General features: G+C 70.8%; 21 protein-coding genes. 14 read left to right on the top strand and 7 right to left on the bottom strand.

Annotated elements, in window-relative coordinates; translation table 11 throughout:
• Positions 1-118: 118 nt before the first annotated feature.
• Positions 119-1,507 carry an aspartate aminotransferase family protein gene (locus tag LRP67_RS18450; protein WP_231271618.1) on the top strand — a complete coding sequence of 463 codons (1,389 nt, stop codon included), beginning with the start codon at positions 119-121 and terminating at the stop codon, positions 1,505-1,507.
• Between the two features lie 137 nt (positions 1,508-1,644).
• Here the strand turns inward: LRP67_RS18450 and LRP67_RS18445 are convergent, their stop codons facing one another.
• The 6 genes from LRP67_RS18445 to LRP67_RS18420 are packed head-to-tail and all read right to left on the bottom strand — an operon-like array spanning position 1,645 to position 8,559.
• Positions 1,645-3,156, bottom strand: a complete 1,512-nt coding sequence (locus LRP67_RS18445) for a CoA-acylating methylmalonate-semialdehyde dehydrogenase (RefSeq protein ID WP_269211792.1) — start codon at positions 3,154-3,156, stop codon at positions 1,645-1,647.
• Positions 3,153-4,550: an FAD-binding oxidoreductase gene (locus LRP67_RS18440; RefSeq protein ID WP_231271617.1), complete on the bottom strand. Its 1,398-nt coding sequence runs from the start codon at positions 4,548-4,550 to the stop codon at positions 3,153-3,155. Before LRP67_RS18440 ends, LRP67_RS18445 begins: the two co-directional genes overlap by 4 nt.
• Positions 4,547-5,338 (bottom strand): ABC transporter permease, encoded by a 792-nt coding sequence (locus LRP67_RS18435; protein ID WP_231271616.1) that lies wholly within the window; start codon positions 5,336-5,338, stop codon positions 4,547-4,549. Before LRP67_RS18435 ends, LRP67_RS18440 begins: the two co-directional genes overlap by 4 nt.
• A complete protein-coding gene (locus LRP67_RS18430; protein ID WP_231271615.1) occupies positions 5,338-6,198 on the bottom strand; it encodes an ABC transporter permease in 861 nt (286 codons plus the stop codon). The genes LRP67_RS18435 and LRP67_RS18430 overlap by 1 nt, the downstream gene beginning before the upstream one ends.
• Positions 6,195-7,382 (bottom strand): ABC transporter ATP-binding protein, encoded by a 1,188-nt coding sequence (locus LRP67_RS18425; RefSeq protein ID WP_231271614.1) that lies wholly within the window; start codon positions 7,380-7,382, stop codon positions 6,195-6,197. Before LRP67_RS18425 ends, LRP67_RS18430 begins: the two co-directional genes overlap by 4 nt.
• Positions 7,366-8,559, bottom strand: a complete 1,194-nt coding sequence (locus LRP67_RS18420; RefSeq protein WP_231271613.1) for a PotD/PotF family extracellular solute-binding protein — start codon at positions 8,557-8,559, stop codon at positions 7,366-7,368. Before LRP67_RS18420 ends, LRP67_RS18425 begins: the two co-directional genes overlap by 17 nt.
• Positions 8,560-8,720: 161 nt before the next feature.
• On the opposite strand from LRP67_RS18420, the gene LRP67_RS18415 reads away from it, so the two are divergent.
• Positions 8,721-9,194, top strand: coding sequence for an Lrp/AsnC family transcriptional regulator (locus LRP67_RS18415; protein ID WP_231271612.1), 474 nt, complete (start codon positions 8,721-8,723; stop codon positions 9,192-9,194).
• Positions 9,195-9,272: 78 nt separating this feature from the next.
• Here LRP67_RS18415 and LRP67_RS18410 read toward each other — a convergent pair whose 3' ends face one another.
• Positions 9,273-10,709, bottom strand: coding sequence for a M1 family metallopeptidase (locus tag LRP67_RS18410; protein WP_231271611.1), 1,437 nt, complete (start codon positions 10,707-10,709; stop codon positions 9,273-9,275).
• Between the two features lie 174 nt (positions 10,710-10,883).
• On the opposite strand from LRP67_RS18410, the gene LRP67_RS18405 reads away from it, so the two are divergent.
• From LRP67_RS18405 to LRP67_RS18350, 12 genes are all read left to right on the top strand, one after another.
• Complete coding sequence (locus LRP67_RS18405; RefSeq protein WP_231271610.1) at positions 10,884-11,762, top strand: serine protein kinase RIO; 879 nt, start codon at positions 10,884-10,886, stop codon at positions 11,760-11,762.
• A 29-nt stretch (positions 11,763-11,791) separates the two neighbouring features.
• On the top strand, positions 11,792-12,874 hold the full coding sequence (locus LRP67_RS18400) for an LOG family protein (RefSeq protein ID WP_231271609.1): 1,083 nt from the start codon (positions 11,792-11,794) through the stop codon (positions 12,872-12,874).
• Positions 12,875-13,045: 171 nt separating this feature from the next.
• Positions 13,046-13,690, top strand: a complete 645-nt coding sequence (locus tag LRP67_RS18395) for a fasciclin domain-containing protein (protein ID WP_231271608.1) — start codon at positions 13,046-13,048, stop codon at positions 13,688-13,690.
• A 27-nt stretch (positions 13,691-13,717) separates the two neighbouring features.
• Complete coding sequence (locus LRP67_RS18390) at positions 13,718-15,319, top strand: TIGR03767 family metallophosphoesterase (protein ID WP_231271607.1); 1,602 nt, start codon at positions 13,718-13,720, stop codon at positions 15,317-15,319.
• A gap of 126 nt (positions 15,320-15,445) precedes the next feature.
• Entirely contained in the window at positions 15,446-16,705 is a 1,260-nt protein-coding gene (urtA, locus tag LRP67_RS18385) for an urea ABC transporter substrate-binding protein (protein ID WP_231271606.1), read from the top strand.
• Between the two features lie 84 nt (positions 16,706-16,789).
• Positions 16,790-17,674, top strand: a complete 885-nt coding sequence (gene urtB, locus LRP67_RS18380; protein WP_231242334.1) for an urea ABC transporter permease subunit UrtB — start codon at positions 16,790-16,792, stop codon at positions 17,672-17,674.
• Entirely contained in the window at positions 17,671-18,732 is a 1,062-nt protein-coding gene (gene urtC, locus LRP67_RS18375) for an urea ABC transporter permease subunit UrtC (protein WP_231271605.1), read from the top strand. Before urtB ends, urtC begins: the two co-directional genes overlap by 4 nt.
• Positions 18,729-19,511, top strand: a complete 783-nt coding sequence (gene urtD / locus LRP67_RS18370; RefSeq protein ID WP_231271604.1) for an urea ABC transporter ATP-binding protein UrtD — start codon at positions 18,729-18,731, stop codon at positions 19,509-19,511. Before urtC ends, urtD begins: the two co-directional genes overlap by 4 nt.
• Positions 19,504-20,184 (top strand): ATP-binding cassette domain-containing protein, encoded by a 681-nt coding sequence (locus LRP67_RS18365; RefSeq protein WP_231271603.1) that lies wholly within the window; start codon positions 19,504-19,506, stop codon positions 20,182-20,184. Before urtD ends, LRP67_RS18365 begins: the two co-directional genes overlap by 8 nt.
• A gap of 1 nt (position 20,185) precedes the next feature.
• A complete protein-coding gene (locus LRP67_RS18360) occupies positions 20,186-20,488 on the top strand; it encodes an urease subunit gamma (RefSeq protein ID WP_231242330.1) in 303 nt (100 codons plus the stop codon).
• Positions 20,489-20,513: 25 nt separating this feature from the next.
• Complete coding sequence (ureB, locus tag LRP67_RS18355; protein ID WP_231271602.1) at positions 20,514-20,840, top strand: urease subunit beta; 327 nt, start codon at positions 20,514-20,516, stop codon at positions 20,838-20,840.
• On the top strand, positions 20,833-22,539 hold the full coding sequence (locus LRP67_RS18350) for an urease subunit alpha (protein WP_231271601.1): 1,707 nt from the start codon (positions 20,833-20,835) through the stop codon (positions 22,537-22,539). The genes ureB and LRP67_RS18350 overlap by 8 nt, the downstream gene beginning before the upstream one ends.
• Positions 22,540-22,542: the final 3 nt, after the last annotated feature.

Here is a 22,542-nt window from a genome sequence, read left to right as displayed (position 1 = left end):
GCGAGCCTAGAGGATTCACCGGCCCGTCGGCGCGACATCACAACGGATTCCGTCGAAATAGGGCCGTTTCGCGCCTGATTCACTTGCCACCACCCGGGGCGACCCCCACCATAGACGCATGAGCATGGACAACGAGCAGCTGCAGCGCGCCGCCAAGGACCACCTGTGGATGCACTTCACCCGGCACGGCTCCTACGCCGACGCCGACGTGCCGGTGATCGTGCGCGGCGAGGGCGCCTACCTGTGGGACAGCAACGGCAAGCGCTACCTCGATGCGCTCGCGGGGCTGTTCGTCTCCCAGCTCGGCCACGGCCGCACCGAGCTCGCCGAGGCCGCGGCGAAGCAGGCCCAGGAGCTGGCCTTCATGCCGCTGTGGTCCTACGCGCACCCCAGCGCCATCGAGCTCGCCGACAAGGTGGCCTCGTACGCGCCCGGCGACCTGAACCGCGTCTTCTTCACCAGCGGCGGCGGCGAGGCGGTCGAGACCGCATGGAAGCTGGCGAAGAACTACTTCAAGCTCACCGGCCGGCCGATGAAGCACAAGGTGGTCAGCCGCTCCATCGCCTACCACGGCACCACGCAGGGCGCGCTGTCCATCACCGGGCTGCCGCTGCTCAAGCAGCAGTTCGAGCCGCTGGTGCCCTCGACGTTCCGGGTGCCCAACACCAACTCCTACCGTGCCGAGGCGATCACCGGCGGCTTCCTCGACGGCAGCGACCCGGAGGCCTTCGGGCGCTGGGCCGCCGATCAGATCGCAGTCGCGATCGAGGCCGAGGGCCCCGACACCGTCGCCGCGGTCTTCCTGGAGCCCGTCCAGAACGCCGGCGGCTGCTTCCCGCCGCCCCCGGGCTACTTCCAGCGGGTGCGCGAGATCTGTGACGAGTACGACGTCCTGCTGGTCTCCGACGAGGTCATCTGTGCGTTCGGGCGGCTGGGCCACATGTTCGGCTCGGAGCGCTACGGCTACCAGCCGGACATGATCACCTGCGCGAAGGGCATCACCTCGGGCTACGCCCCGCTCGGCGCGATGATCGCCTCCGACCGGCTGATGGAGCCGTTCCTGGAGCCGGGCGCGATGTTCGCCCACGGCTACACCTTCGGGGGCCACCCCGTCTCGACCGCCGTCGGCCTGCGCAACCTCGAGCTATTCGAGGAGGAGAAGGTGCTCGAGCACGTGCGCGAGCACGAGGCCGGCTTCCGCGCGACGCTCGAGCGGCTCAAGGACCTGCCGATCGTCGGCGACGTACGCGGTGACGGGTACTTCTACGGCATCGAGCTGGTCAAGGACCAGGCCACCAAGGAGACCTTCACCGCCGAGGAGTGCGAGCGGCTGCTGTTCGGCTTCGTGTCCAAGCAGCTCTACGCCGAGGGCCTCTACTGCCGCGCCGACGACCGCGGCGACCCGGTCGTCCAGCTAGCCCCCCCGCTCATCGCCGACCAGAGCCACTTCGACGAGATCGAGCAGATCCTGCGCGTGGTGCTGGACAAGGCGTACTCGCTGCTGTGAGCCGGTGACGGCGGCGTGGCCGCCGCGCGCGAGATTCACCGGGTGCCCGGTGAAACTCGCGCCTCCCCGACGAAGCTTCGCACCGGAGGCGTGAGATTCACCGGGTGCCCGGTGAATCTTGTGACAGTCGAGGTGACTCATGTGTGCTGCGGGAACCCCAGGTCGACACCGGGACGCGGCGAGTCGGGGGCGGGCCAGCGGGTGGTGACGACCTTGCCGCGGGTGAAGAAGTGCACGCCCTCGGTGCCGTGGGCGTGGGTGTCGCCGAAGAGCGAGGACTTCCAGCCGCCGAAGGAGTAGTAGGCCATCGGCACCGGGATCGGGACGTTGATGCCCACCATGCCGACCTCCACCTCGCGCTGGAAGCGCCGGGCCGCGCCGCCGTCGTGGGTGAAGATCGCGGTGCCGTTGCCGTAGGGGTTGGCGTTGACCAGCGCCAGGGCCTCGTCATACGTCGCCACCCGGACGACCGAGAGCACCGGCCCGAAGATCTCCTCGTCGTAGATCGACATCCCGGTCGTGACACGGTCGAAGAGGGTCGGGCCGAGCCAGAAGCCGCCGGACTCCCCCATCGGCACCACCGACCGGCCGTCCACCACCAGGGTCGCGCCCGCCGAGACGCCGGCCTCGACGTACGACGCCACCTTGTCGCGGTGCTCGCCCGTCACCAGCGGGCCCATGTCGCAGCCGCGTCGGCCGTCGCCGGTCACCAGCGCCGACATCCGCGAGGCGATCAGCGGCACCAGCACGTCGGCGACCGGGTCGACACAGACCAGCGCGGAGATCGCCATACAGCGCTCCCCCGCCGAGCCGAAGCCGGCGGAGACCGCGGCGTCGGCGGCGGCGTCGAGGTCGGCGTCGGGAAGGACGACCATGTGGTTCTTGGCGCCGCCGAGCGCCTGCACGCGCTTGCCGTGGGCCGTCCCGGTCTCGTAGACGTAGCGCGCGACGGGTGTGGAGCCGACGAACGACACCGCCTTCACCTCCGGGTGCGTGAGCAGCCCGTCGACTGCGACCTTGTCGCCCTGGAGCACCGAGAGGACGCCGGCCGGCAGCCCCGCCTCGGCCCACATCTCGGCGAGCAGCAGCGAGGCCGACGGGTCCTTCTCCGACGGCTTGAGGACCACGGCGTTGCCACACGCGATCGCGACCGGTACGAACCACAGCGGCACCATCGCGGGGAAGTTGAACGGGGAGATGACGCCGACGACACCGAGCGGCTGCCGGATCGAGTAGACGTCGACGCCGGTCGAGACGCCGTCGCTGAAGCCGCCCTTGAGCAGGTGCGGCGCCCCGCACGCGAACTCCACGACCTCCAGCCCGCGCTGCACCTCGCCCAGGGCGTCGTCGAGCACCTTGCCGTGCTCGGCGGTGATCGCCGCTGCGATCTCCGACCGACGCCGCGCCAAGACCTCGCGGAAGGCGAACAGCACCGCCGTACGGCGGGAGAGCGACGCCGCCGCCCACTCGCGTCCTGCCTCGACCGCCGCGGACACCACAGCCTCCACGTCGTCCGCCGACGCCAGCGCCACCTGGCGCGCGACCCGCCCGGTCGCGGGGTCGTAGACGTCGCCGAGCCGCTCGCCCAAGCCGGTCCACCGCTCGCCGGCGCGCCAGTGGGTCACCACGTCCATCTGCGTCTCCCTCATGAGTCGAACCCCAGCCCCGCCGCGTCCAGCGCGCGCAGCCACACGTTGCGTCGTCCACCGTGGCGGTCGGCGCGCGCGAGCGACCACCGGGTCAGCTGGATGCCGGCGTAGCGCGCCGGCTCGGGTGGGAACGGCGGCGGCCGCCGGCGCACCATCTCCAGCGCCGTCCGCTCGGTCTCCTCGCCGTCGAGCAGGTCGAGCACCACGTCGGCCCCGAACCGCGTCGCCGCCACGCCGAGGCCGGTGTAGCCCAGCGCGTAGCCGACCCGCCCGGCGCGCGCGGTCCCGAAGAACGCCGCGAACCGCGTGCACGTGTCGATGACCCCGCCCCAGCGGTGCGTGAACCGCAGCCCTTCGAGCTGCGGGAACGCCGCGAAGAACTGCTCCGCCAACAATCCGTGCGTCCGGTCGCTCTGCTCCAGGTCGGGCGCGATGCGCGAGCCGTAGTGGTAGACCGCGTCGTAGCCGCCCCACAGGATCCGGTCGTCGCGGGTCAGGCGGAAGTAGTGGAACAGGTTTGCGGAGTCGCCGACCCCCTCGCGACCTGCCCAGCCGATCAACGCGAGCTGCGCGGCCGAGAGCGGCTCGGTCATGAGCACGTGGTCGTAGACCGGCACCGTCCTGAGCCGGAGGCGCCGCAGCAGCGAGGGGAACGCGTTGGTGGCGAGCGCCACCTGCCCGGCATGCGCGGAGCCGCCCGTCGTCGAGACCACGATCCCCGCGCCGCCCTCGCCGATCGCCGTGGCGCGGGTGTTCTCGAAGATCCGCACCCCCAGGTCCAGGCAGGCCCGGCGCAGGCCCCACGCGAGCCGGGCGGGCTCGACCAGCGCGGTGCCGTGCGGGTCGGCCAGCCCGCCGACGAACGCCGGCGAGTCCAGCCGCGCGCGTACGGCGGTCCGGTCCAGCAGGGCGACCTCGTGGCCCGCGGCCCTCATCGCCGCCGCCAGCTCCTCGAGCTCGGCCAGCTGGTGCGGGGCGGACGCGACCGCCAGCTCGCCGGTCTCCTCCCAGTGGCAGTCGATGCTGTGGCGCGCGACGGTGTCGCCGATGGCGCGCAGGTTGTCGGCACCGAGCCGGTCGAGCGTGGCCAGCTCGGTGGGCCAGCGCGCCAGCCCGTTGGCGAACCCGTGGGTGAGGCTGGCCGAGGCGAAGCCGCCGTTGCGCCCGCTGGCCTCCTGCCCGCACCTGCCGGCCTCGAGCACGACCACCGAGCGGCCAGGCTCCCTCTCGACGGCGCGCAGGGCGGTCCACAGTCCGGCGTACCCGCCACCGACCACGACCAGGTCCGCGCCCACCCGTCCGGCGAGCGGGGGCAGGGCCTCGGGACGCGCCTGGTCCTCCAGCCAGAAGACCGACGGGGCGGCGCCGGCGAGGGCGGCGGCGGGCGAGGTCACACCGGGGCGCGGCGCCGGCTGCGCAGCTCCATGCCCAGGACGATCGCGATGGACACCAGGAACATCAGGGTGCCGACCACGTTGACCTGCATCGGCACCCCGACCCGCTCCTGGCCGTAGACGTACATCGGGAAGGTCGTGGTGTTGCCGGAGTTGAGGTTCGTGACGATGAAGTCGTCGAAGGACAGCGAGAAGCTCAGCAGCGCGGCGCCGAGAATGCCGGGCAGCACCAGCGGGAAGGTGACGCGCCAGAACGTCTGCCCCGGCGTGGCGTAGAGATCCATCGCGGCCTGCTCGAGGTTGTCGTCCATGCCGGCCAGCCGGGCGCGGACCGTGACCACCACGAAGGACAGGCAGAACATCACGTGCGCGATGAAGATCGTCCAGAAGCCCAGCTGCCCCGCGAAGCCGGACGCCACGAACAGCGCCAGCAGCGAGGAGCCCAGCACGATCTCGGGGGCCGCCATCGGCAGGAAGATCAACAGGTTGGACGCCGAGCGGCCGGTGAAGTCGTGGCGCACCAGCGCGAACGCCGCCAGGGTGCCGAGGAGGGTCGCGACCAGCGTCGCGAGCAGGCTGATCTGGATGCTGGTCAACAGGGTGCTGCACAGGTCGTCGGGGCCACAGGGGTCCTTCCAGTTGTCCCAGGTGAAGCTCCCGAACTGGTAGACGTTGCGCCCGCCGGGGTTGTTGAAGCTCATCGCGACCACGATGAAGATCGGCACGAAGGTGTAGACGAGCACCAGCAGCCCGAGGGCGAGGACCAGGCGCTCCTTGACCCAGCGCATCAGAGCAGCTCCTCCGTGCCGGCCCGCCGCACGTAGACCAGCACCATCGCCAGGATGATCACCATCAGCAGCACCGACAGCGCCGAGGCGACCGGATAGTTGTTGGCGTCGGTGAACTGCGCCTGGATGACGTTGCCGATCACCCGCTCGTTGGTGCTGCCGAGGAACTGCGCGTTGATGTAGTCGCCGACCGACGGGATGAACGTCAGCAGCGTGCCGGACACGACGCCCGGCAGCGACAGCGGCCAGGTCACCTTGAAGAACCCGACGAACGGGTTGGCGTACAGGTCGCCGGAGGCCTCGATGAGCCGGGGGTCGATCTTGTCCAGGCTGGCGTACAGGGGCAGCACCATGAACGGCAGGAAGTTGTACGTCAGTCCGGCCACGACCGCGATCGGCGTCGCCAGCAGCCGGCCGTCGTCGCCGAGGATCTGCAGGGTCTGCAGGGCGTTCACGACGAAGCCGTCGTCGGCGAGGATCAGCTTCCAGGACAGGGTCCGCACCAGGAAGCTGGTGAAGAACGGCGCGATCACGAGCACCAGCATCAGGTTCTTCCAGCGGCCGGCCTTGAACGCGATCGCGTAGGCGAGCACGTAGCCGAGCACCAGGCAGAACAGCGTGGCCAGCGCGCCGTACAGAAGCGAGCGCCCGAACGGGCCCGCGTAGGCGCGCACGACGTCGCCGTAGTTGCCGAACGCGTAGCTCATCTCGTAGCCGCGGAAGTCCGATCCGGCCGGGTCGAAGAGGCTGGTCGCGACCAGCGAGTAGAGCGGCACCACGAAGAACATCAGCAGCCACAGGGCGGCCGGCAGCAGGAGCAGGTAGCCGACCCGCCCCCTGCGCCGCACCGTGTCGCTCACGCGTCGTCCCGCTGGGCCCCGGCCGTGGCGTCCTGCGACTGGTCGAGCAGGAACGCGTACTCGGGCCGCCAGGACAGCTCGACCCGCTCTCCGGCGCGGAAGATCCGGGTGCGGCCGGTGTTCTGGGAGAACACCTGCAGCTCCTGGCCCCACGGCATCCGCACGAGGTACTGCGTGCTCACCCCGACGAAGCTCACGTCGCTGATGACGCCGCCGGGGATGGTGTTGCCCGGCGCGTCCAGCTCGGTCCCCTCCTCGCCGATCAGCACCTTCTCGGGGCGGATCCCCACCCAGCCCTGGTCGCCGTCGACGTGCGTGCGCCCGGTCGGCACCGACACCTGGATCCCGTGCATGTCGACCGACGTGACGTCGGTGCTGCGCGAGCGCACCGTGCCGGAGATGAGGTTCGACTGACCGAGGAAGTTGGCGACGAACGTGCTGCGCGGGTTCTCGTAGAGCTCGGCCGGCGCGCCCATCTGCTCGATGACGCCGGCGTTCATCACCGCGACGGTGTCGGCCATCGTCATGGCCTCCTCCTGGTCGTGGGTGACGTGGATGAAGGTCTGCTGCACCTCGGTCTGGATCCGCTTGATCTCGATCTGCATCGCCCGGCGCAGCTTGAGGTCCAGCGCGCCCAGCGGCTCGTCGAGCAGCAGCACCTCGGGCTCGTTGATCAGCGCCCGGGCGAGCGCGACCCGCTGCTGCTGGCCGCCGGAGAGCTGGGCCGGCTTCTTGCGCGCCTGGCTGGTCAGCTCCACCAGCTCGAGCATCGCGCCGACCTTCTCCTTCACCTGCGCGGACCTGCGCCGGCGCAGCCCGAAGGCGACGTTCTCGAAGATGTCGAGGTGCGGGAAGAGCGCGTAGCTCTGGAAGACCGTGTTGACCGGGCGCCGGTAGGGCTTGGCGAAGGTGATGTCCTGGCCGGACAGCACGATCGAGCCGGACGTCGGCGTCTCCAGCCCGGCGACCATCCGCAGCGTCGTGGTCTTGCCGCAGCCGGAGGGGCCGAGCAGCGCGAAGAACGAGCCGCGCGGCACGTCCAGGTCGAGGCGGTCGACCGCCGTGAACCCGCCCCCGAACGACTTCGTCAGGCGCTGCAGCCGCAGCCCGTCGTACGCCGCGCGCCCGGCTCCGCCGGACTCGGCCGGCTCGCTCGCCGGGGCATCCTCAGCCAGCTGTGACATCGGCCCACTCCCTCTCGTACTGCGCGTTCTGCCGGTCGTCGAGATCCATGAAGTCGAACGTGTTGGCGAGCAGGTCGGCGTCGGGGAAGATCAGCGGGTTGTCGACGAGGGAGGGATCGAGCTTCTCCATCTCCTCGCGGGCACCGGCGACCGGGCAGATGTAGTTGACCCAGGCGGCCAGCTTGGCCGCGACGGCCGGGTCGTAGTAGTAGTCGATCCACTTCTCGGCGTTGCCCTGGTGGGTGGCCAGGTTGGGGACCATCATGTTGTCGCTCCACAGGGACAGCCCCTCCTCCGGCACGACGAACTTGATGTCGGGATTCTCGAACTGTGCCTGGATGACATCGCCGGACCAGGCCTCGCAGGCCACGACGTTGCCGCCGGAGAGCTCCTGGAGGTAGTTGTTGCCGGCGAAGCTGCGCAGCTGCTTGTCGGCGATCGCCTTGCGGAGCAGGTCGAGCGCGTTCTGCCACTGGTCCTCGGTGAAGTCGAGGGGGTCGGCGCCGGCCACCTTGAGCAGGAAGCCCATCGTGTCGCGCATCTCCGAGAGCAGGGTGATCTTGCCTCTGAGGTCCGAGCGGGTGATCAGCTCCTCGAAGCTCTTGATCTCGCCGGTCTCGGCTGCGTTGTAGGCGATGCCGGTCAGTCCGCTCTGCCAGGGCGCGTGGTACTCCAGGTCCGGGTCCCAGGGCTTCTGGCGCAGGGAGTCGATGATGTTGGCATGCAGGTTCGGCACGTTCTCCTTCTCGAGCGGCTGGATCCAGCCGAGTCCGATCATCCGCGCGGCCATCCAGTCGGTCATCATGATCAGGTCCCGGTCGATGGGGTCGCAGGAGCCGAGCTGGTTCTTCACCTTGGCGTAGAACTCGGCGTTGTCGTTGATGTCGACGTTGTAGTCGACCTTGATCCCGGTCGAGTCCCGGAAGCCCGCCCAGGTGGACTCGGGGTCCTTGCGCGGGTCGATGTAGCCGGTCCAGTTGGAGATGACGAGCGCCTTCTCCGCGTCGGAGACGTCGGTGGCCCGGCACGATGCCGGGTCCTGCTGGGCACCCGGCACCGAGAAGAACGGCAGCTTCAGCGCGGCCAGGCTGACGCCCGCGAAGGCGACGGCTCCCCCGCCCCTCAGCACCCCGCGGCGCGACAGCGTCGACCTGCGAGCGGGAACGTCTGGCGACATGCGACTCCCTCGACTGGCGAGACCAACGATCGGATCGTGCCACGGGCAGGGGGGGCCGACAAGCGAAACCGTCGATCGGAAACCTTCTGGCAACGAATTCGCTCGTCGCAGGTGCGAGCCGGAAACGTGTCGCACGGCGTCCCCCCGGGTACGTTGCCGCCATGACGCGCAAGCAGGACCGCCCCGGGATCGTCCTCGACGACGTCTCCAAGGCCATCGTCGAGCAGCTCCAGCAGGACGGCCGCCGCTCGTACGCGGCGATCGGCAAGGTGGTCGGCCTCTCCGAGGCCGCCGTCCGCCAGCGCGTCCAGCGGCTGGTCGAGGGCGGCGTGATGCAGGTGGTCGCGGTGACCGATCCCCTCCAGCTCGGCTTCGCTCGCCAGGCCATGGTCGGGGTCAGCGTCCAGGGCCCGCTCGAGTCGGTCGCCGATGCCCTCGCCGAGCTCGACGAGGTGGACTACGTCGTCGTGACCGCCGGCCGCTACGACCTGCTCGTCGAGGTCGTCTGCGAGACCGACGAGCACCTGCTGGAGCTGATCTCCTCCAAGATCCGCTCGCTCGACGGCGTCGTCAGCACCGAGACCTTCATGTATCTCAAGCTCCGCAAGCAGACCTACTCGTGGGGGGTGCGCTGAGCGGCGGCGTGCTTGTAACTCACCGTTACTGCGTCTTACACGCCGTTACAAGGGTGCGGTAGAGGTCGTAACGCTGAGTTACAAGCCGTGCGCGGCCGCCCGCCCCGGCCGGACCCGAGCGCGCAGCCAGGCATCGAAGAACGCGCCGAGGTCCTGGCCACTGACCTGCTCGGCGAGGGCCTCGAACTGGGCGGACGTGGCGTTGCCGTCGCGGTGGTCGGCGACCCAGGTACGCAGCAGCCGCCAGAAGGCGTCCTCGCCGATGCGGACGCGCAGCGCCTGGAAGGTCATGGCGCCGCGCAGGTACACCGCCTCGTGGAAGAGCCGGTCCGGGCCCGGGTCGCTGAGGCGTACCCGCCAGAACGGCGCGCCGCGCGAGTAGCGGGCGTAGGCCTGCTCCAGCCACCGCCGCCCCTCCAGCCCTCCGCGGGACTCGGTCCAGCGGACCTCCAGGAAGGTCGCGGCCCCCTCGTTGAGCCAGATGTCGCCCCACCGCTCCAGCGCCACGGAGTTGCCGAACCACTGGTGCGCGAGCTCGTGGACCAGCAGCGAGTGGCCGCCCTGGGCGAGGATCGGGTACACCGGGCGCCCCTGGGTCTCGAGAGCGAAGCCGGGGTTGAGGCTGGTGGTCACGCCACCCGTCGAGCCGAACGGGTAGGGGCCGACCTGCCGCTCCAGCCACCGGGTCACGGCGGCCGAGCGCCGCATGAGCCGCAGGGAGCGGCGCAGGTGCTGGCGCGGCATCGCCTTGGACACCGCGACCAGCCACGGGCGGCCGGAGAGGGTGCCGCGCTCGACACGGAACGGCCCGATCGCGAAGAAGGCGAGGTAGGGCGCCATGGGCTGGGCCGAGCGCCAGCGGGTGATCGTGAGCCCACCGCGCACGACCCGCCCCACCCGCTCGCCGTTGGAGATGACGACCTTGCGGGTGGGTGCCGTGATGGAGACGTCGACCAGCGCCTTGTCGCTCGGGTGGTCGTTCGCGGGGAACCACCACGCGGCCATGTGCGGCTGGTGGACGGCGAGCACCTCGCGGTCGCTGGCCAGCCAGTTCGACTCGCCGCCCCACGTGAGCTCGGCGGGCGAGCCGGCGTAGCGCACCAACACGTCCACCGTCTGTCCCGCCGCGAGCGGCACGGTCGGGGTGATCTCGAGCTCGTGGCCATCGCGCTGGGCGAAGGCGGCCGGCGCCCCGTCGACGGTGACGGATCGCGCGGTGAGCAGCAGGTCCAGGTTGAAGCGGCGCAGCGCCTGGGTGGCAGTGAGCCGGACGACGGTCCACCCCGACAGCCGCTCGGTGCGGAACGCATAGCGGTCATGCACCTCGTAGGACTGCACGTCGATGCCGCCGTTGCCGTCGAGCGGGAAGTAGGGGTCGCCGATGCCAGCGGCTCCCAGCACCGGCGCAGGCTCGTTCGCGGACACCGGGACGGCCAGCAGCAGCAGGAGCAGGAGGGGCAGCGCGGCGACCAGGGCCGAAGGCGGTCGCCGCCGGAGGCCAGGGGGGTGCGGCACCGGCTCAACCTAATGGATCCGTCGTTTATCCAGTTGCCCGCCCGCACCGCCGCGCGTCAGGCTGGTCGCGCACCGCCGGCCTGGGCCGGCGCCCGACGAGAGGAGCTGACATGCCCATGACTGTCCTCGGCCTGTCCGCAGACCACCCCCTCTCGACGTATCGGAGCACCACCCATGTCCACCCAGGACGACTTCACCCCTGAGCAGCACGACCCCGGCACCACCGACGGGCTCGACCCGTCGTTCGTCTTCGACTTCGCCGCGTACGACGACCTCGCGGATCCCCACCAGCGCTGGTCCACCTGGCTCTCCGTCGAGCCGCTGTGCCGCGGGCCGGAGCCCCGGCCCGACTGGCTGGTGACCTCGCAGGGCGCCGTCGACACCGACCTCGGCGTCCTCAAGACCGGCAAGGAGGCCGACGTGTACCTGCTGGAGCGCGCCGACCCGCACGAGCCGGAGCACGCGGTCGTCATGGCCGCCAAGCGCTACCGGGGCGAGGAGCACCGCTCGTTCCACCGCTCGACGGCCTACACCGAGGGTCGCCGCATGCGCAACACCCGCGATGCCCGCGCGCTGTCCCGCAAGAGCGCGTTCGGGCGCTCCGTCGCGGCCGGGCAGTGGGCGTGGGCGGAGTGGCAGGCGCTGGTCCGCCTGCACCGCCTGGGCGCCCCGGTCCCCTATCCGGTGCAGATCGACGGCACGGAGATCCTCATGGAGTGGGTCACCGTCGACGGCGAGACCGCGCCCCGGCTGGCCCAGACCCGGCCCGACCCCGACCTGCTCGCGTCCTACTACGACCAGCTCCGCGACACGCTCGTGCTCCTGGTGCAGCAGGGCGTGGTGCACGGCGACCTCTCGCCGTACAACGTCCTGGCGGCGGGTGAGCGGCTGGTCGTCATCGACCTGCCGCAGGTGGTCGACCTCGTCGCCAACCCCGCCGGAATGGACTTCCTCCTGCGCGACTGCGCGAACGTGTGCGGCTGGTTCCGCTCCCGCGGGCTGGCCGTCGACGAACAGAGCCTGTTCGGCGAGCTCATCGCGCACGCGTTCTGAGGGTCGCACCGCCGGGTAGGTTCGCGGGCGTGAAGCGCACCCGAGGCCGTGGCGTCCGTATCGACTCGCTCGAGGATCTCGACCGGCGTCTGGGCCGGGGCGCGCGGCGGCTCTCGGGCTGGCGGTTGCACGGGCTCGACCTCACCGCGCACGGCCAGGCGCTCCTTGCCTGCCGGCTCTCGGGTGCGACGTTCCTCGGCTGCACGTTCGCGCCGGGGGACGCGGGGCGGGTGGAGGCCGCCGGCGCGCTGGTGCTGCCCACGATCGGCGACGTCCCCGTCGACGTCTACCGGGCCGGCCTGTATGAGGCCGACGAGCTGTACGACGCCGCCCAGTACGCCGCCAGCACCGACGCCCGCGCCTACGCCTGGTCGCAGGAGGACGCCGGCGCCGACAGCACGCTGGCGCGGGCGCTGCACGACCACGCGGTCGACCGGGCACTGCTGGAGTGGACCGCCGGGCGCTCGCTGGTGGGGGTCATGGGCGGGCACGCGCTGGTGCGCGGCGAGGCGACGTACGCCGACGCCGCTCGCCTGGGCGCCGGGCTGGGCGGAAGCCACGTGGTCGCCACCGGCGGCGGGCCCGGGGCGATGGAGGCGGCCAACCTGGGCGCCCGGCTGTCGCGCCGCTCCCCCGACGACCTGGCCCGGGCCCTGGAGATCCTGGCCAGGGTGCCGTCGTACCACCCGTCGGTCGATGCCTGGGTGGCGACGGCGCGCGAGGTGTGCGACGCCTTCGGCGAGCCCACCGACAGCCTCAGCATCCCGACGTGGCACTACGGGCACGAGCCGGCGAACCTGTTCGCGACGGCGATCGCGAAGTACTTCCGCAACTCCACCCGCGAGGCGACCCTGCTGGAGATCTGCGATGCCGGCATCGTCTTCCTGCCGGGTGCGGCCGGCACCGTGCAGGAGGTCTTCCAGGACGCCTGCGAGAACTACTACGCCGACGAGACCTCCGTTGCGCCCATGGTCCTCGTGGGGGTGCGCCACTGGACGCAGACCGTCCCCGCCTGGCCCCTTCTGTCGCGCCTGGCCCACGGCCGCGCCATGGAGGGCCACGTGCACCTGGTCGACACCGTCGACGAGGCCGTCGCCCTCGTCCCCCGCTGACCCGTCAGAGGGTTCCTGACGGGTCAGCGGGGGACGGAGATTGGTTGGGAAAGCTGCCAATCCGGTCGGTGCGCGGCGACGAAGGACGTAGTGAGGGTGCGGTGGACGCCGTACTCGCCTCGGGGCGGATGCCCCTTCCCACATCCAGACAGCCAGATAGGGAGCCACACCATGAGGAAGCTCAACCGAGTCGCCGCCGGTCTCGTCGCCGCCGTCGCCGCGATGGCCACCAGCAGCGCGATGCTCGTCCCTGCCGAGGCCGCTCCGGCCGCGCAGGGCAACCGCAGCCTGGCCAAGGTGCTGGCCGCGGACGGGACGAGGTTCGACCGCAACTGGGGCGACTTCGACGTCACCGAGGCGGCCGTGCTCGCGGTGCTGAAGGCCAAGCCCGACAGCGCGGTCTCGCTGCTGACCAAGGGCCGTCAGCGGGCCACCGTGTTCGTACCCACCGACGCCGCCTTCCGCAACCTGGTCCACGACCTGACCGGCAAGCGGCCGCACACCGAGAAGGCCGCCTTCAAGGCCGTGGCCGGCCTGGGCATCGACACCGTAGAGACGGTGCTGCTCTACCACGTGGTCCCCGGCGCGACCCTGAACTCCCAGAAGGTCGTCGCCGCCGCCAAGGCCGACACGCGGATCCAGACCGCCGCAGGCATCGGCTTCAAGGTCGACCTGCGCCGGGGCGAGGTCGTCATCGTCGATCGCGACTACAACGACAACAACGCCCGCGCCATCGCGGAGCTGCTCGACATCAACGCCGGCAACAAGCAGATCGCCCACGGCATCACCAAGGTGCTCCGCCCGGCCGACCTCTGAGGCCACGCCCGCACCTACGCTTCACGCATGACCCGTCCCCGGAGCACCGAGGCCGCCACCGCGGCCTCGGTGCTCGGGCGTGGGGACCCCGGCAGCGGCGGGTACGCCGGCATCGTGCGCCGCGAGGGCGAGCCCCATGTGGTGCGCACCGACCTCGCCGAGCCCGGCCCCCACCGCGCCGCCGAGCGCCGCCCGCTGCTGGCGCTCGTGCAGCTGAGCGACGTGCACGTGGTGGACGCCCAGTCCCCGCTGCGCGTCGAGTGGGCCGACCGGTTCGACGACCCGGTCTTCGCCTCGGCCCACCGTCCGCAGGAGATGCTCTCCGGTCACGTGGCCGACGCGATGGTGCGCGCGGTCAACCGGGTCGCCCGCGGCCCGGTCACCGGGCTGCCGCTGTCGCTTGCGATCCAGACCGGCGACAACTCCGACAGCTCCCAGCACAACGAGGTCCGCTGGAACATCGACCTCCTCGACGGCGGGCCGGTCCGCCTCGACTCCGGTGACCTCAGCCGCTACGAGGGGGTCGCCGACTCCGACCCGGACCACCACGACCCGCACTACTGGCATCCGGACGGCTCCCCCACCGACCAGCCCGACGATCTCGCCCACGCGACGTACGGCTTCCCCCGGGTGCCGGGGCTGCTGGACGCCGCGCGCCGCCCGTTCCAGGCCGAGGGACTGGCGATGCCGTGGTACGCCGCCCTGGGCAACCACGACGGTCTGGTGCAGGGGAACTTCCCGCGCACGGGGCCGGTCGGCGCGGTCGCGGTCGGCTCGCGCAAGCTGGTCTCCCCGCCGCCCGGCGTGAGCGAGGAGGACACGCTGGCCGCGATGTCCGGCGACTACACCGGCTTCATCACGGCGCTCACCCGCAGCGCCGGCGCGCGCACGGTCACGCCGGACCCCGACCGCCGGGTGCTGGCGCGCGGCGAGATCGTGGAGGAGCACTTCCACACGACCGGGACCCCGGTGGGCCACGGCTTCACCGAGGACAACCGGCGAGAGGGCACGGCCTACTACGTCCTGGACCCGGGGCCGGTGGTTCTGGTTGCCCTGGACACGGTCAACCCGCACGGCTTCGAGGACGGCTCGCTCGACCTGGCGCAGCTCGCATGGCTGAGCGAGGTGCTCGCGCGCTCCGCCGACCGGGTGGTCGTCGTCTTCAGCCACCACCCCTCCGATCGGATGGACAACGCCTTCGTGACTCCCGGCGCCGACCCGGAGGCGGAGCGGCGGGTGCTCGGCCACGAGGTCCTGGACCTGCTGCTGGCGCACGACCGGGTCGTCGCCTGGGTCAACGGTCACACCCACGGCAACCGCATCGCTGCGCGCCACCGGTCCGGGGGCGGTGGACTGTGGGAGATCACCACCGCCTCCCACATCGACTGGCCGCAGCAGTCACGACTGCTCGAGCTCGCCGACAACCTCGACGGCACCCTGTCGATCTTCACCACGATGCTCGACCACGCCGGCCCGGCGGCGTACGACGGTCGGCTCGACGACCCTGTCCAGCTCGCCGGCCTCGCGCGCGAGATCGCCGCCAACGACTGGCACGGCCGCTCGGACGTGGGCCTCGGTGCACCCTCCGACCGCAACACCGAGCTGGTCGTCGCCGTAACACGCAGTTAATTCCATCTGGTAGTGATTGGAAACCCGGCGTCCCTAGGTTTCTCACCACCAGGGCCCGCCGCCGTGCCCTTGGCCCAGTGCCTACGACGCCGCGTCGCAGGTCGATGACCGAGAGGGCTGTTCCCCGTGCTCATTTCCCACCCCCGCCGGCTGGCCGGCACCCTGGTAGCCATCACCACCGCCCTCGCCGTCACGGCGTGCGGCGGTTCCAAGACCGGAGACGCCGGAGAGGATGGCGGTGGCATCGAGAGCTGCGTAGACACCTCCGGTGACACCGTCAAGCTCGGGTTCCTCAACTCGCTGTCCGGCGCGATGTCGATCAGCGAGACCACCGTCTCCAAGTCGCTGACCATGGCGGCCGAGGAGATCAACGCCGACGGCGGCATCCTCGGCAAGCAGATCGAGATCGTGCAGGAGGACGGCGCCTCGGAGCCGACCGTCTTCGCCGAGAAGGCGACCAAGCTCATCCAGCAGGACTGCGTCGCCGCGGTCTTCGGCGGCTGGACGTCCTCGTCGCGGGTGGCCATGCGGCCCGCCTTCGAGAGCCTGAACTCGATCCTCTTCTACCCGGTGCAGTACGAGGGCCTCGAGTCCGACCGCAACATCTTCTACACCGGCGCGACCACCAACCAGCAGATCATCCCGGCGCTGGACTTCCTGCGCGAGGAGAAGAAGATCGAGTCGATCTTCCTGGCCGGCTCGGACTACGTCTTCCCCCGCACCGCCAACAAGATCATCAAGCAGTACGCCGCCGAGTACGGCATCGAGGTCGTGGGTGAGGAGTACCAGCCGCTCGACCAGGGCGCCTGGGGCACCGCGGTCGACAAGATCGTGGCGACCAAGCCCGACGTCGTCTTCAACACCATCAACGGCGACTCCAACGTGGCCTTCCTCCAGGCCTACGACGAGAAGGGCCTCGACGCGTCGAACGCTCCGATCGTCTCGGTCTCGATCGCGGAGGAGGAGGCGGCCGCCATCCCGGTGGACCTCACCGGCCAGATGACGTCGTGGAACTACTACCAGAGCGTCGACTCCCCGGAGAACAAGACGTTCGTCGAGGCGTTCAAGGCCAAGTACGGCGAGAAGTCGGTGACCTCGGACCCCATGGAGGCGGCCTACACCTCGCTGTACCTCTACAAGGCCATGGTCGAGAAGGCCGAGACCTTCGACGTCGACGACGTGATCGAGGCGGCGGACGGCGTCTCGTTCGCCGCCCCCGAGGGCACCGTCACGATCGACGGCGAGAACCACCACATCGCCAAGACGGCGCTGATCGGCGAGGTGCAGGCCGACAAGCTCATCAAGACCATCTGGTCCTCCGGTGAGCCCGTCGAGCCGGACCCGTACCTCGAGGGTTACGACTGGTGGGACCCCTCGAAGGAGTGACCGCGGCCTGAGTCGCACCGGCGTCCCCGCCCCGCCCGGGGCGGGGACGCCGCCCGGTCGCCCCTCCAGGAAGGCAAGCAACACATGGACGTCGTCATCTCCCAGCTCTTCACCGGCGCCTCGACGGGCGCCGCCCTGCTCCTCATCGCGCTCGGGCTGTCGCTCACGTTCGGGCAGATGGGCGTGATCAACATGGCCCACGGCGAGTTCCTCATGGCCGGGGCCTACACCGCCTACCTCACCCAGCAGGTCGTCCCGAACGCCGACATCTCGCTGCTGCTGGCCATCCCGGCGGCCTTCGTGGTCGCCGGCCTCCTCGGCGTGCTGCTCGAGGCCTCGGTCATCCAGTGGATGTACCACCGCCCGCTCGACACCCTGCTGGTCACGTTCGGCGTCAGCCTCGTGCTCCAGCAGCTCGCCAAGGACATCTTCGGAGCGCAGGCCGTGGCGGTCGAGGCGCCCAGCTGGCTGCACGGCCAGATCCCCATCCTCGGCTACCGCTACCCCCTCAGCCAGCTGTTCATCCTGGTGCTCGCCGTCGCCTGCCTGGTCGGGGTCGCCGCGCTGCTGAGGTACACGAGGCTCGGGCGCCAGATCCGGGCGACCGTCCAGAGCCGCGACCTGGCCGAGACCGTGGGGGTCTCCACCCGCCGTATCGACCGACTGACCTTCTTCCTCGGCTCCGGGCTCGCCGGCATCGCCGGCGTGGCCGTCACCAGGATCACGGCCACCGAGTCCACGATGGGGTCGGAGTACATCATCTGGGCGTTCCTCGTCGTGGTCGCCGGCGGCATCGGCCAGATCAAGGGCGCGGTCATCGCGGCGTTCGCCATCGGGATCACGCGCTCGTTCCTGACCTACTTCACCGACGGCAGCATGGCCGTCGTCCTGACCTTCCTCATCGTGGTCGTCTTCCTGCAGCTGCGACCACAGGGCCTGTTCGCCGTACGCACGAGGAGCCTCGTATGAGCGCCCGTCTCCGACCGTTCCTCCCGCTGGTGGGGATCGCGGTCCTCGCCGTGTTCCTGCTCGTGCTGGCACCGGCCCTGCTGAGCGACTTCCGGCTCAACAACCTCGGCAAGTACTGCTGCTACGCCCTCGCGGCCGTCGGCATCGGGATCGCGTGGGGTCGCGGCGGCATGCTGGTCCTGGGTCAGGGGCTCTTCTTCGGCATCGGCGCCTACGCCATGGGGATGCACCTCAAGCTGGAGGCGGCCGGCCCGGACGCCGTGCCCGACTTCATGATGAACTTCGGCTCCGGCACCCTGCCCGCGTGGTGGGAGCCGTTCCGCAGCGGGGCGTTCACCGTGGCCGCGATCGTGGTCATCCCCGCACTGGTCGCGGCGCTGCTGGGCCTGGCGGTCTTCAAGCGGCGGATCAAGGGCGCCTACTTCGCGATCCTCTCGCAGGCCCTGACGGTGGCGTTCGCCGCGCTGCTGGTCTCGCAGATCAAGTACACCGGGGGCCAGACCGGGCTCAACTCGCTGTACTCGTTCTTCGGCTACAACCTCTACGACCCGATCAACAAGCGGTTGATCTACACGATCACCGCGGTGTTGTTGATCGCCATGCTGCTCATCACCTTCCAACTGTACCGCAGCCGCTTCGGCGAGCTGCTGCTCGCGACGCGCGACGCCGAGGAGCGGGTGCGCTTCCTCGGGCACGACCCGGCCAACATCAAGGTGGTCGCGTTCGTCGTGGCCGCGGTGATGGCCAGCATCGGCGGCGCCATGTTCGTCCCGCTAGCCGGGCTGATCAACCCGCGCGAGGTGAGCGCCCTGGCGTCGATCATGCTCATCGCCGGCGTCGCGCTGGGCGGTCGCGCCTCGCTCCTCGGGCCGGCCATCGGCGCCCTCGCCGTCGGCTTCGGCCGCACCTACATGTCGGAGTCGTTCCCGGAGCAGTGGACCTACTTCCTCGGCGCGCTGTTCATCGTCGTCATCTTGTTCGTCCCCGCGGGGCTCGCCTCGCTGTTCCCTCGCTGGTGGGCGGCCCTCAGCAACCGCCGGAAGGAGGTCGCCGCATGAGCACCGCGACCCTGAGCCCCGACGCCCTCGGCGTCGACTACCTCGAGATCCGTGGCCTCACCGTCGACTTCGACGGGTTCAAGGCGGTCGACGGCGTCGACCTCACCCTGCTCCAGGGGCAGGTCCACTTCCTGATCGGGCCCAACGGCGCGGGGAAGACGACCCTGGTGGACGCGGTCACCGGTCTCGTGCGCGGGACCGGGCTGGCCCGCTACCGCAACAAGGATCTGCTCGCGATGCGGTCCCACCGGATCGTGCGGGCCGGCATCGGCCGCACCTTCCAGACCGCCACGGTCTTCGACGAGCTCAGCGTCCTCCAGAACCTCGACATCGCCGGCGGGGTGCACCGCTCGGCGTGGGGCATGGTGCGGGCGCGGCGCGGCGTGCCGTCGTACGTTGCCGACGCGCTCGACACGATCGGACTCGGCGACCTTCGCGACCGGCCCGCCGGCGTCCTCGCCCACGGCCAGAAGCAGTGGCTGGAGATCGGGATGCTGCTGGTCCAGGACGCCAAGGTGATGCTCCTCGACGAGCCCGTGGCGGGCATGAGCGCCGAGGAGCGCGAGCAGACCGGCGAGCTCCTGCACCACATCGGCACGGAGCGCACCATCGTCGTCATCGAGCACGACATGGACTTCGTGCGCACCTTCGCCGACATCGTGACCGTGATGCACGCAGGCAAGGTGCTCGCCGAGGGCACGGTCGCAGAGATCCAGGCGAACCCGAGGGTCCAGGAGGTCTACCTGGGCCGGACCGCGGAGGGCGGCGAGCATGCTTGAGCTGAAGGGCATCACCGCCGGCTACGGCCGCAGCATGGTGCTGAACGACGTGACGATCCAGGTCCCTGCGGGCGGCGCGGTGGCGATCATGGGCCACAACGGGGCGGGCAAGACCACGCTCCTGCGGGTGGCCGTGGGCCTGCTGCCGGTGCGGTCGGGCGCGGTCCTCCTCGACGGCGAGGACGTGACCGGCACCCGCCCCAGCGCCCGGGTGCGCCGCGGCTTGGGCTACGTGCCGCAGGGCCAGCAGTCCTTCCCGCAGATGACCACGCTGGAGAACCTCCAGCTGGTGTCGACCGCCAGGTCGGAGATCGCCGGCGTGCTGGACACGTTCCCCGCCCTCTCCTCCCTGCTGTCACGCCGGGCCGGGCTGCTCTCCGGAGGCCAGCGTCAGCAGCTCGCGATCGCCCGCACGCTGCTCACCAAGCCGCGGCTGCTGATCCTCGACGAGCCGACCGAGGGCATCCAGCCCAACGTCGTCCAGGAGATCGAGGGCGTGATCGGGGCGCTCACCGCGCGAGGCGACCTGTCGGTCCTGCTGGTCGAGCAGCACGTCGGCTTCGCCCTGCGCAGCACCGACCGCTACTACGTCCTGGAGTCGGGCCGGATCACGTCCACCGGTGACGGTGGCGAGGGTGCCCTCGAGGCGGTCCGCTCGGCGATGGCGGTCTGAGATGCACCTGACCCCCGCCGACACCGAGAAGCTGCTGCTCAGCGTGGCCGGCATGGTCGCCCGCGACCGGCTGTCTCGCGGCGTCCTGCTGAACTACCCCGAGTCCGTGGCCCTGCTCGCCTGCTGGGTGATCGAGGAGGCGCGGGCGGGAGCCGGCGTCGCGGAGCTGATGGAGCGCGGCCGCGACGTCCTCACCCGGGACCGGGTGATGCCCGGAGTGCCCGAGATGGTCGTCGACGTCCAGGTCGAGGCGACGTTCCCCGACGGTCGCAAGCTCGTGACGCTGCACCACCCCATCGCATGACCAGGCAACGACACAGGAGGAACCCGTGGGACTCGTGACCGACGGCCCCGGAGCGACCAGGACCGGACCAGGCACGGTCGTGCTGAACGGCGACCGCACCCCCGACGAGCGGCGCAGGCTGGTCGTGACCAACACCGGTGACCGGCCGGTGCAGATCGGCTCGCACGTGCACCTGGCCCAGGTGAACTCCGCCCTCGACCTCGACCGCGAGCGGGCGGCCGGCTTCCGCCTGGACATCCCCTCGGGCACCTCCCGGCGGTTCGAGCCCGGGGCCTCCCAGGAGGTCGCCATCGTCGCGCTGCGCGGACGCCGGCTCGTGCCCGGCATCCAGATCGGCTCGTCGGATGGTTGAGATCAGCCGGGCCGCGTACGCCGCCCTCTACGGTCCCACCGTCGGGGACCAGGTCCGCCTGGGCGACACCGACCTCTGGGTCGAGGTCGAGCAGGACCTCGTGGTGGGTGGCGAGGAGGCCGTGTTCGGCGGCGGCAAGTCGATCCGGGAGTCGATGGCGCAGTCCACGGCCACGTCGGCACAGGGCGCCCTCGACACCGTCATCACCAACGCGCTCGTCCTCGACCACTGGGGCGTGGTGCGCGCCGACGTCGGCGTCCGCGCCGGGAGGATCGTCGCCCTCGGCAGGTCCGGCAACCCCGACATCGCCGACGGCGTGCACCCGGACCTGGTGATCGGTCCGGGCACCGACGTCGTGTCGGGCGAGGGCCGGATCCTCACTGCCGGCGCCATCGACTCCCATGTGCACCTGCTCTCCCGCTCCCAGCTGGTCGAGGCGCTCGCCACGGGCATCACCACGGTGGGTGGAGGCGGCACCGGCCCCTCCGAGGGGTCCAAGGCCACCACCGTGACGCCGGGGGCATGGCATCTCGCCACCGTCCACCGGGCCCTCGACACGGTGCCGCTCAACGTGCTGCTGCTCGGCAAGGGCAACACCGTCAGCGCGGAGAGCCTGGAGGAGCAGGCGCTGGCCGGGGCGGCCGGCTACAAGGTGCACGAGGACTGGGGCTCCACCCCTGCCGCGATCGACGCGGCCCTACGGGCAGCCGACGAGTTCGGGCTCCAGGTCGCGCTGCACTCCGACAGCCTCAACGAGGCCGGCTACGTCGACTCGACGATCCGCGCCATCGCCGGGCGCGGGATCCACGCCTTCCATGCCGAGGGGGCGGGTGGTGGGCATGCCCCCGACATCCTCACCGTCGCGGGCCTGCCGCACGTGATCCCGGGATCGACCAACCCGACGCTGCCGCACACGGTCAACACCGTCGCCGAGCACCTCGACATGCTCATGGTCTGCCACCACCTGAACCCGCAGGTGCCCGAGGACCTCGCCTTCGCCGAGTCCCGGATCCGCGCGACCACCATCGCCGCCGAGGACCTCCTGCACGACATCGGCGCGCTGTCGATCACGTCCTCCGACGCGCAGGCCATGGGGCGCATCGGCGAGGTCGTCTGCCGCACGTGGCAGGTCGCCCACGTGATGAAGCACCGCTACGGCGACCACGCCGACCTCGGAGCCGGGCCAGCGGACAACGCCCGGGCCAAGCGGTACGTCGCCAAGTACACGATCAACCCGGCGATCGCCCACGGCATCGACCACGAGGTCGGCTCGGTGGAGCCGGGCAAGATGGCCGACCTGGTGCTGTGGGACCCGCGGTTCTTCGGGATCCGCCCCGACGTCGTGATGAAGTCCGGAGCCTTGGTGTGGGGGGCGCTCGGCGACCCGAACGCGTCGATCCCCACTCCGCAGCCGGTGCTGATGCGCCCGACCCTGGTCGACGACGGCAGCCCGCACGCGGTGACCTTCGTGTCCCCGGCGGCGCTGGAGGACGGGCTGGCGGACCGGCTCGGGCTGCGGCGGCGCCTGGTCGCCGTACGCCCGACGCGGGAGGTCACCAAGGCCTCGATGGTCAACAACTCCGCCCTGCCCCGGATCGACATCGATCCCGAGACCTTCGCGATCGACGTGGACGGCGAGCGGGTCGTGCCATCACCGGCCCAGGAGCTGCCGCTGGCCCAGCTCTACTCGATGTTCTGAGCG

This window comes from Nocardioides sp. cx-169, from assembly GCF_021083605.1.
Lineage (GTDB): Bacteria > Actinomycetota > Actinomycetes > Propionibacteriales > Nocardioidaceae > Nocardioides.
Note: the sequence above shows the minus strand (reverse complement) of the source record. Positions and strands in the feature narration are given on the sequence as shown.

Coding starts and splice junctions, on each gene's coding strand:
- LRP67_RS18450 (WP_231271618.1), top strand. CDS start 119: ATGAGCATGGACAACGAGCAGCTGCAGCGCGCCGCCAAGGACCACCTG.
- LRP67_RS18445 (WP_269211792.1), bottom strand. CDS start 3,156: ATGAGGGAGACGCAGATGGACGTGGTGACCCACTGGCGCGCCGGCGAG.
- LRP67_RS18435 (WP_231271616.1), bottom strand. CDS start 5,338: ATGCGCTGGGTCAAGGAGCGCCTGGTCCTCGCCCTCGGGCTGCTGGTG.
- LRP67_RS18425 (WP_231271614.1), bottom strand. CDS start 7,382: ATGTCACAGCTGGCTGAGGATGCCCCGGCGAGCGAGCCGGCCGAGTCC.
- LRP67_RS18420 (WP_231271613.1), bottom strand. CDS start 8,559: ATGTCGCCAGACGTTCCCGCTCGCAGGTCGACGCTGTCGCGCCGCGGG.
- LRP67_RS18415 (WP_231271612.1), top strand. CDS start 8,721: ATGACGCGCAAGCAGGACCGCCCCGGGATCGTCCTCGACGACGTCTCC.
- LRP67_RS18405 (WP_231271610.1), top strand. CDS start 10,884: ATGTCCACCCAGGACGACTTCACCCCTGAGCAGCACGACCCCGGCACC.
- LRP67_RS18395 (WP_231271608.1), top strand. CDS start 13,046: ATGAGGAAGCTCAACCGAGTCGCCGCCGGTCTCGTCGCCGCCGTCGCC.
- LRP67_RS18390 (WP_231271607.1), top strand. CDS start 13,718: ATGACCCGTCCCCGGAGCACCGAGGCCGCCACCGCGGCCTCGGTGCTC.
- urtB (WP_231242334.1), top strand. CDS start 16,790: ATGGACGTCGTCATCTCCCAGCTCTTCACCGGCGCCTCGACGGGCGCC.
- urtC (WP_231271605.1), top strand. CDS start 17,671: ATGAGCGCCCGTCTCCGACCGTTCCTCCCGCTGGTGGGGATCGCGGTC.
- urtD (WP_231271604.1), top strand. CDS start 18,729: ATGAGCACCGCGACCCTGAGCCCCGACGCCCTCGGCGTCGACTACCTC.
- LRP67_RS18365 (WP_231271603.1), top strand. CDS start 19,504: ATGCTTGAGCTGAAGGGCATCACCGCCGGCTACGGCCGCAGCATGGTG.
- LRP67_RS18360 (WP_231242330.1), top strand. CDS start 20,186: ATGCACCTGACCCCCGCCGACACCGAGAAGCTGCTGCTCAGCGTGGCC.
- LRP67_RS18350 (WP_231271601.1), top strand. CDS start 20,833: ATGGTTGAGATCAGCCGGGCCGCGTACGCCGCCCTCTACGGTCCCACC.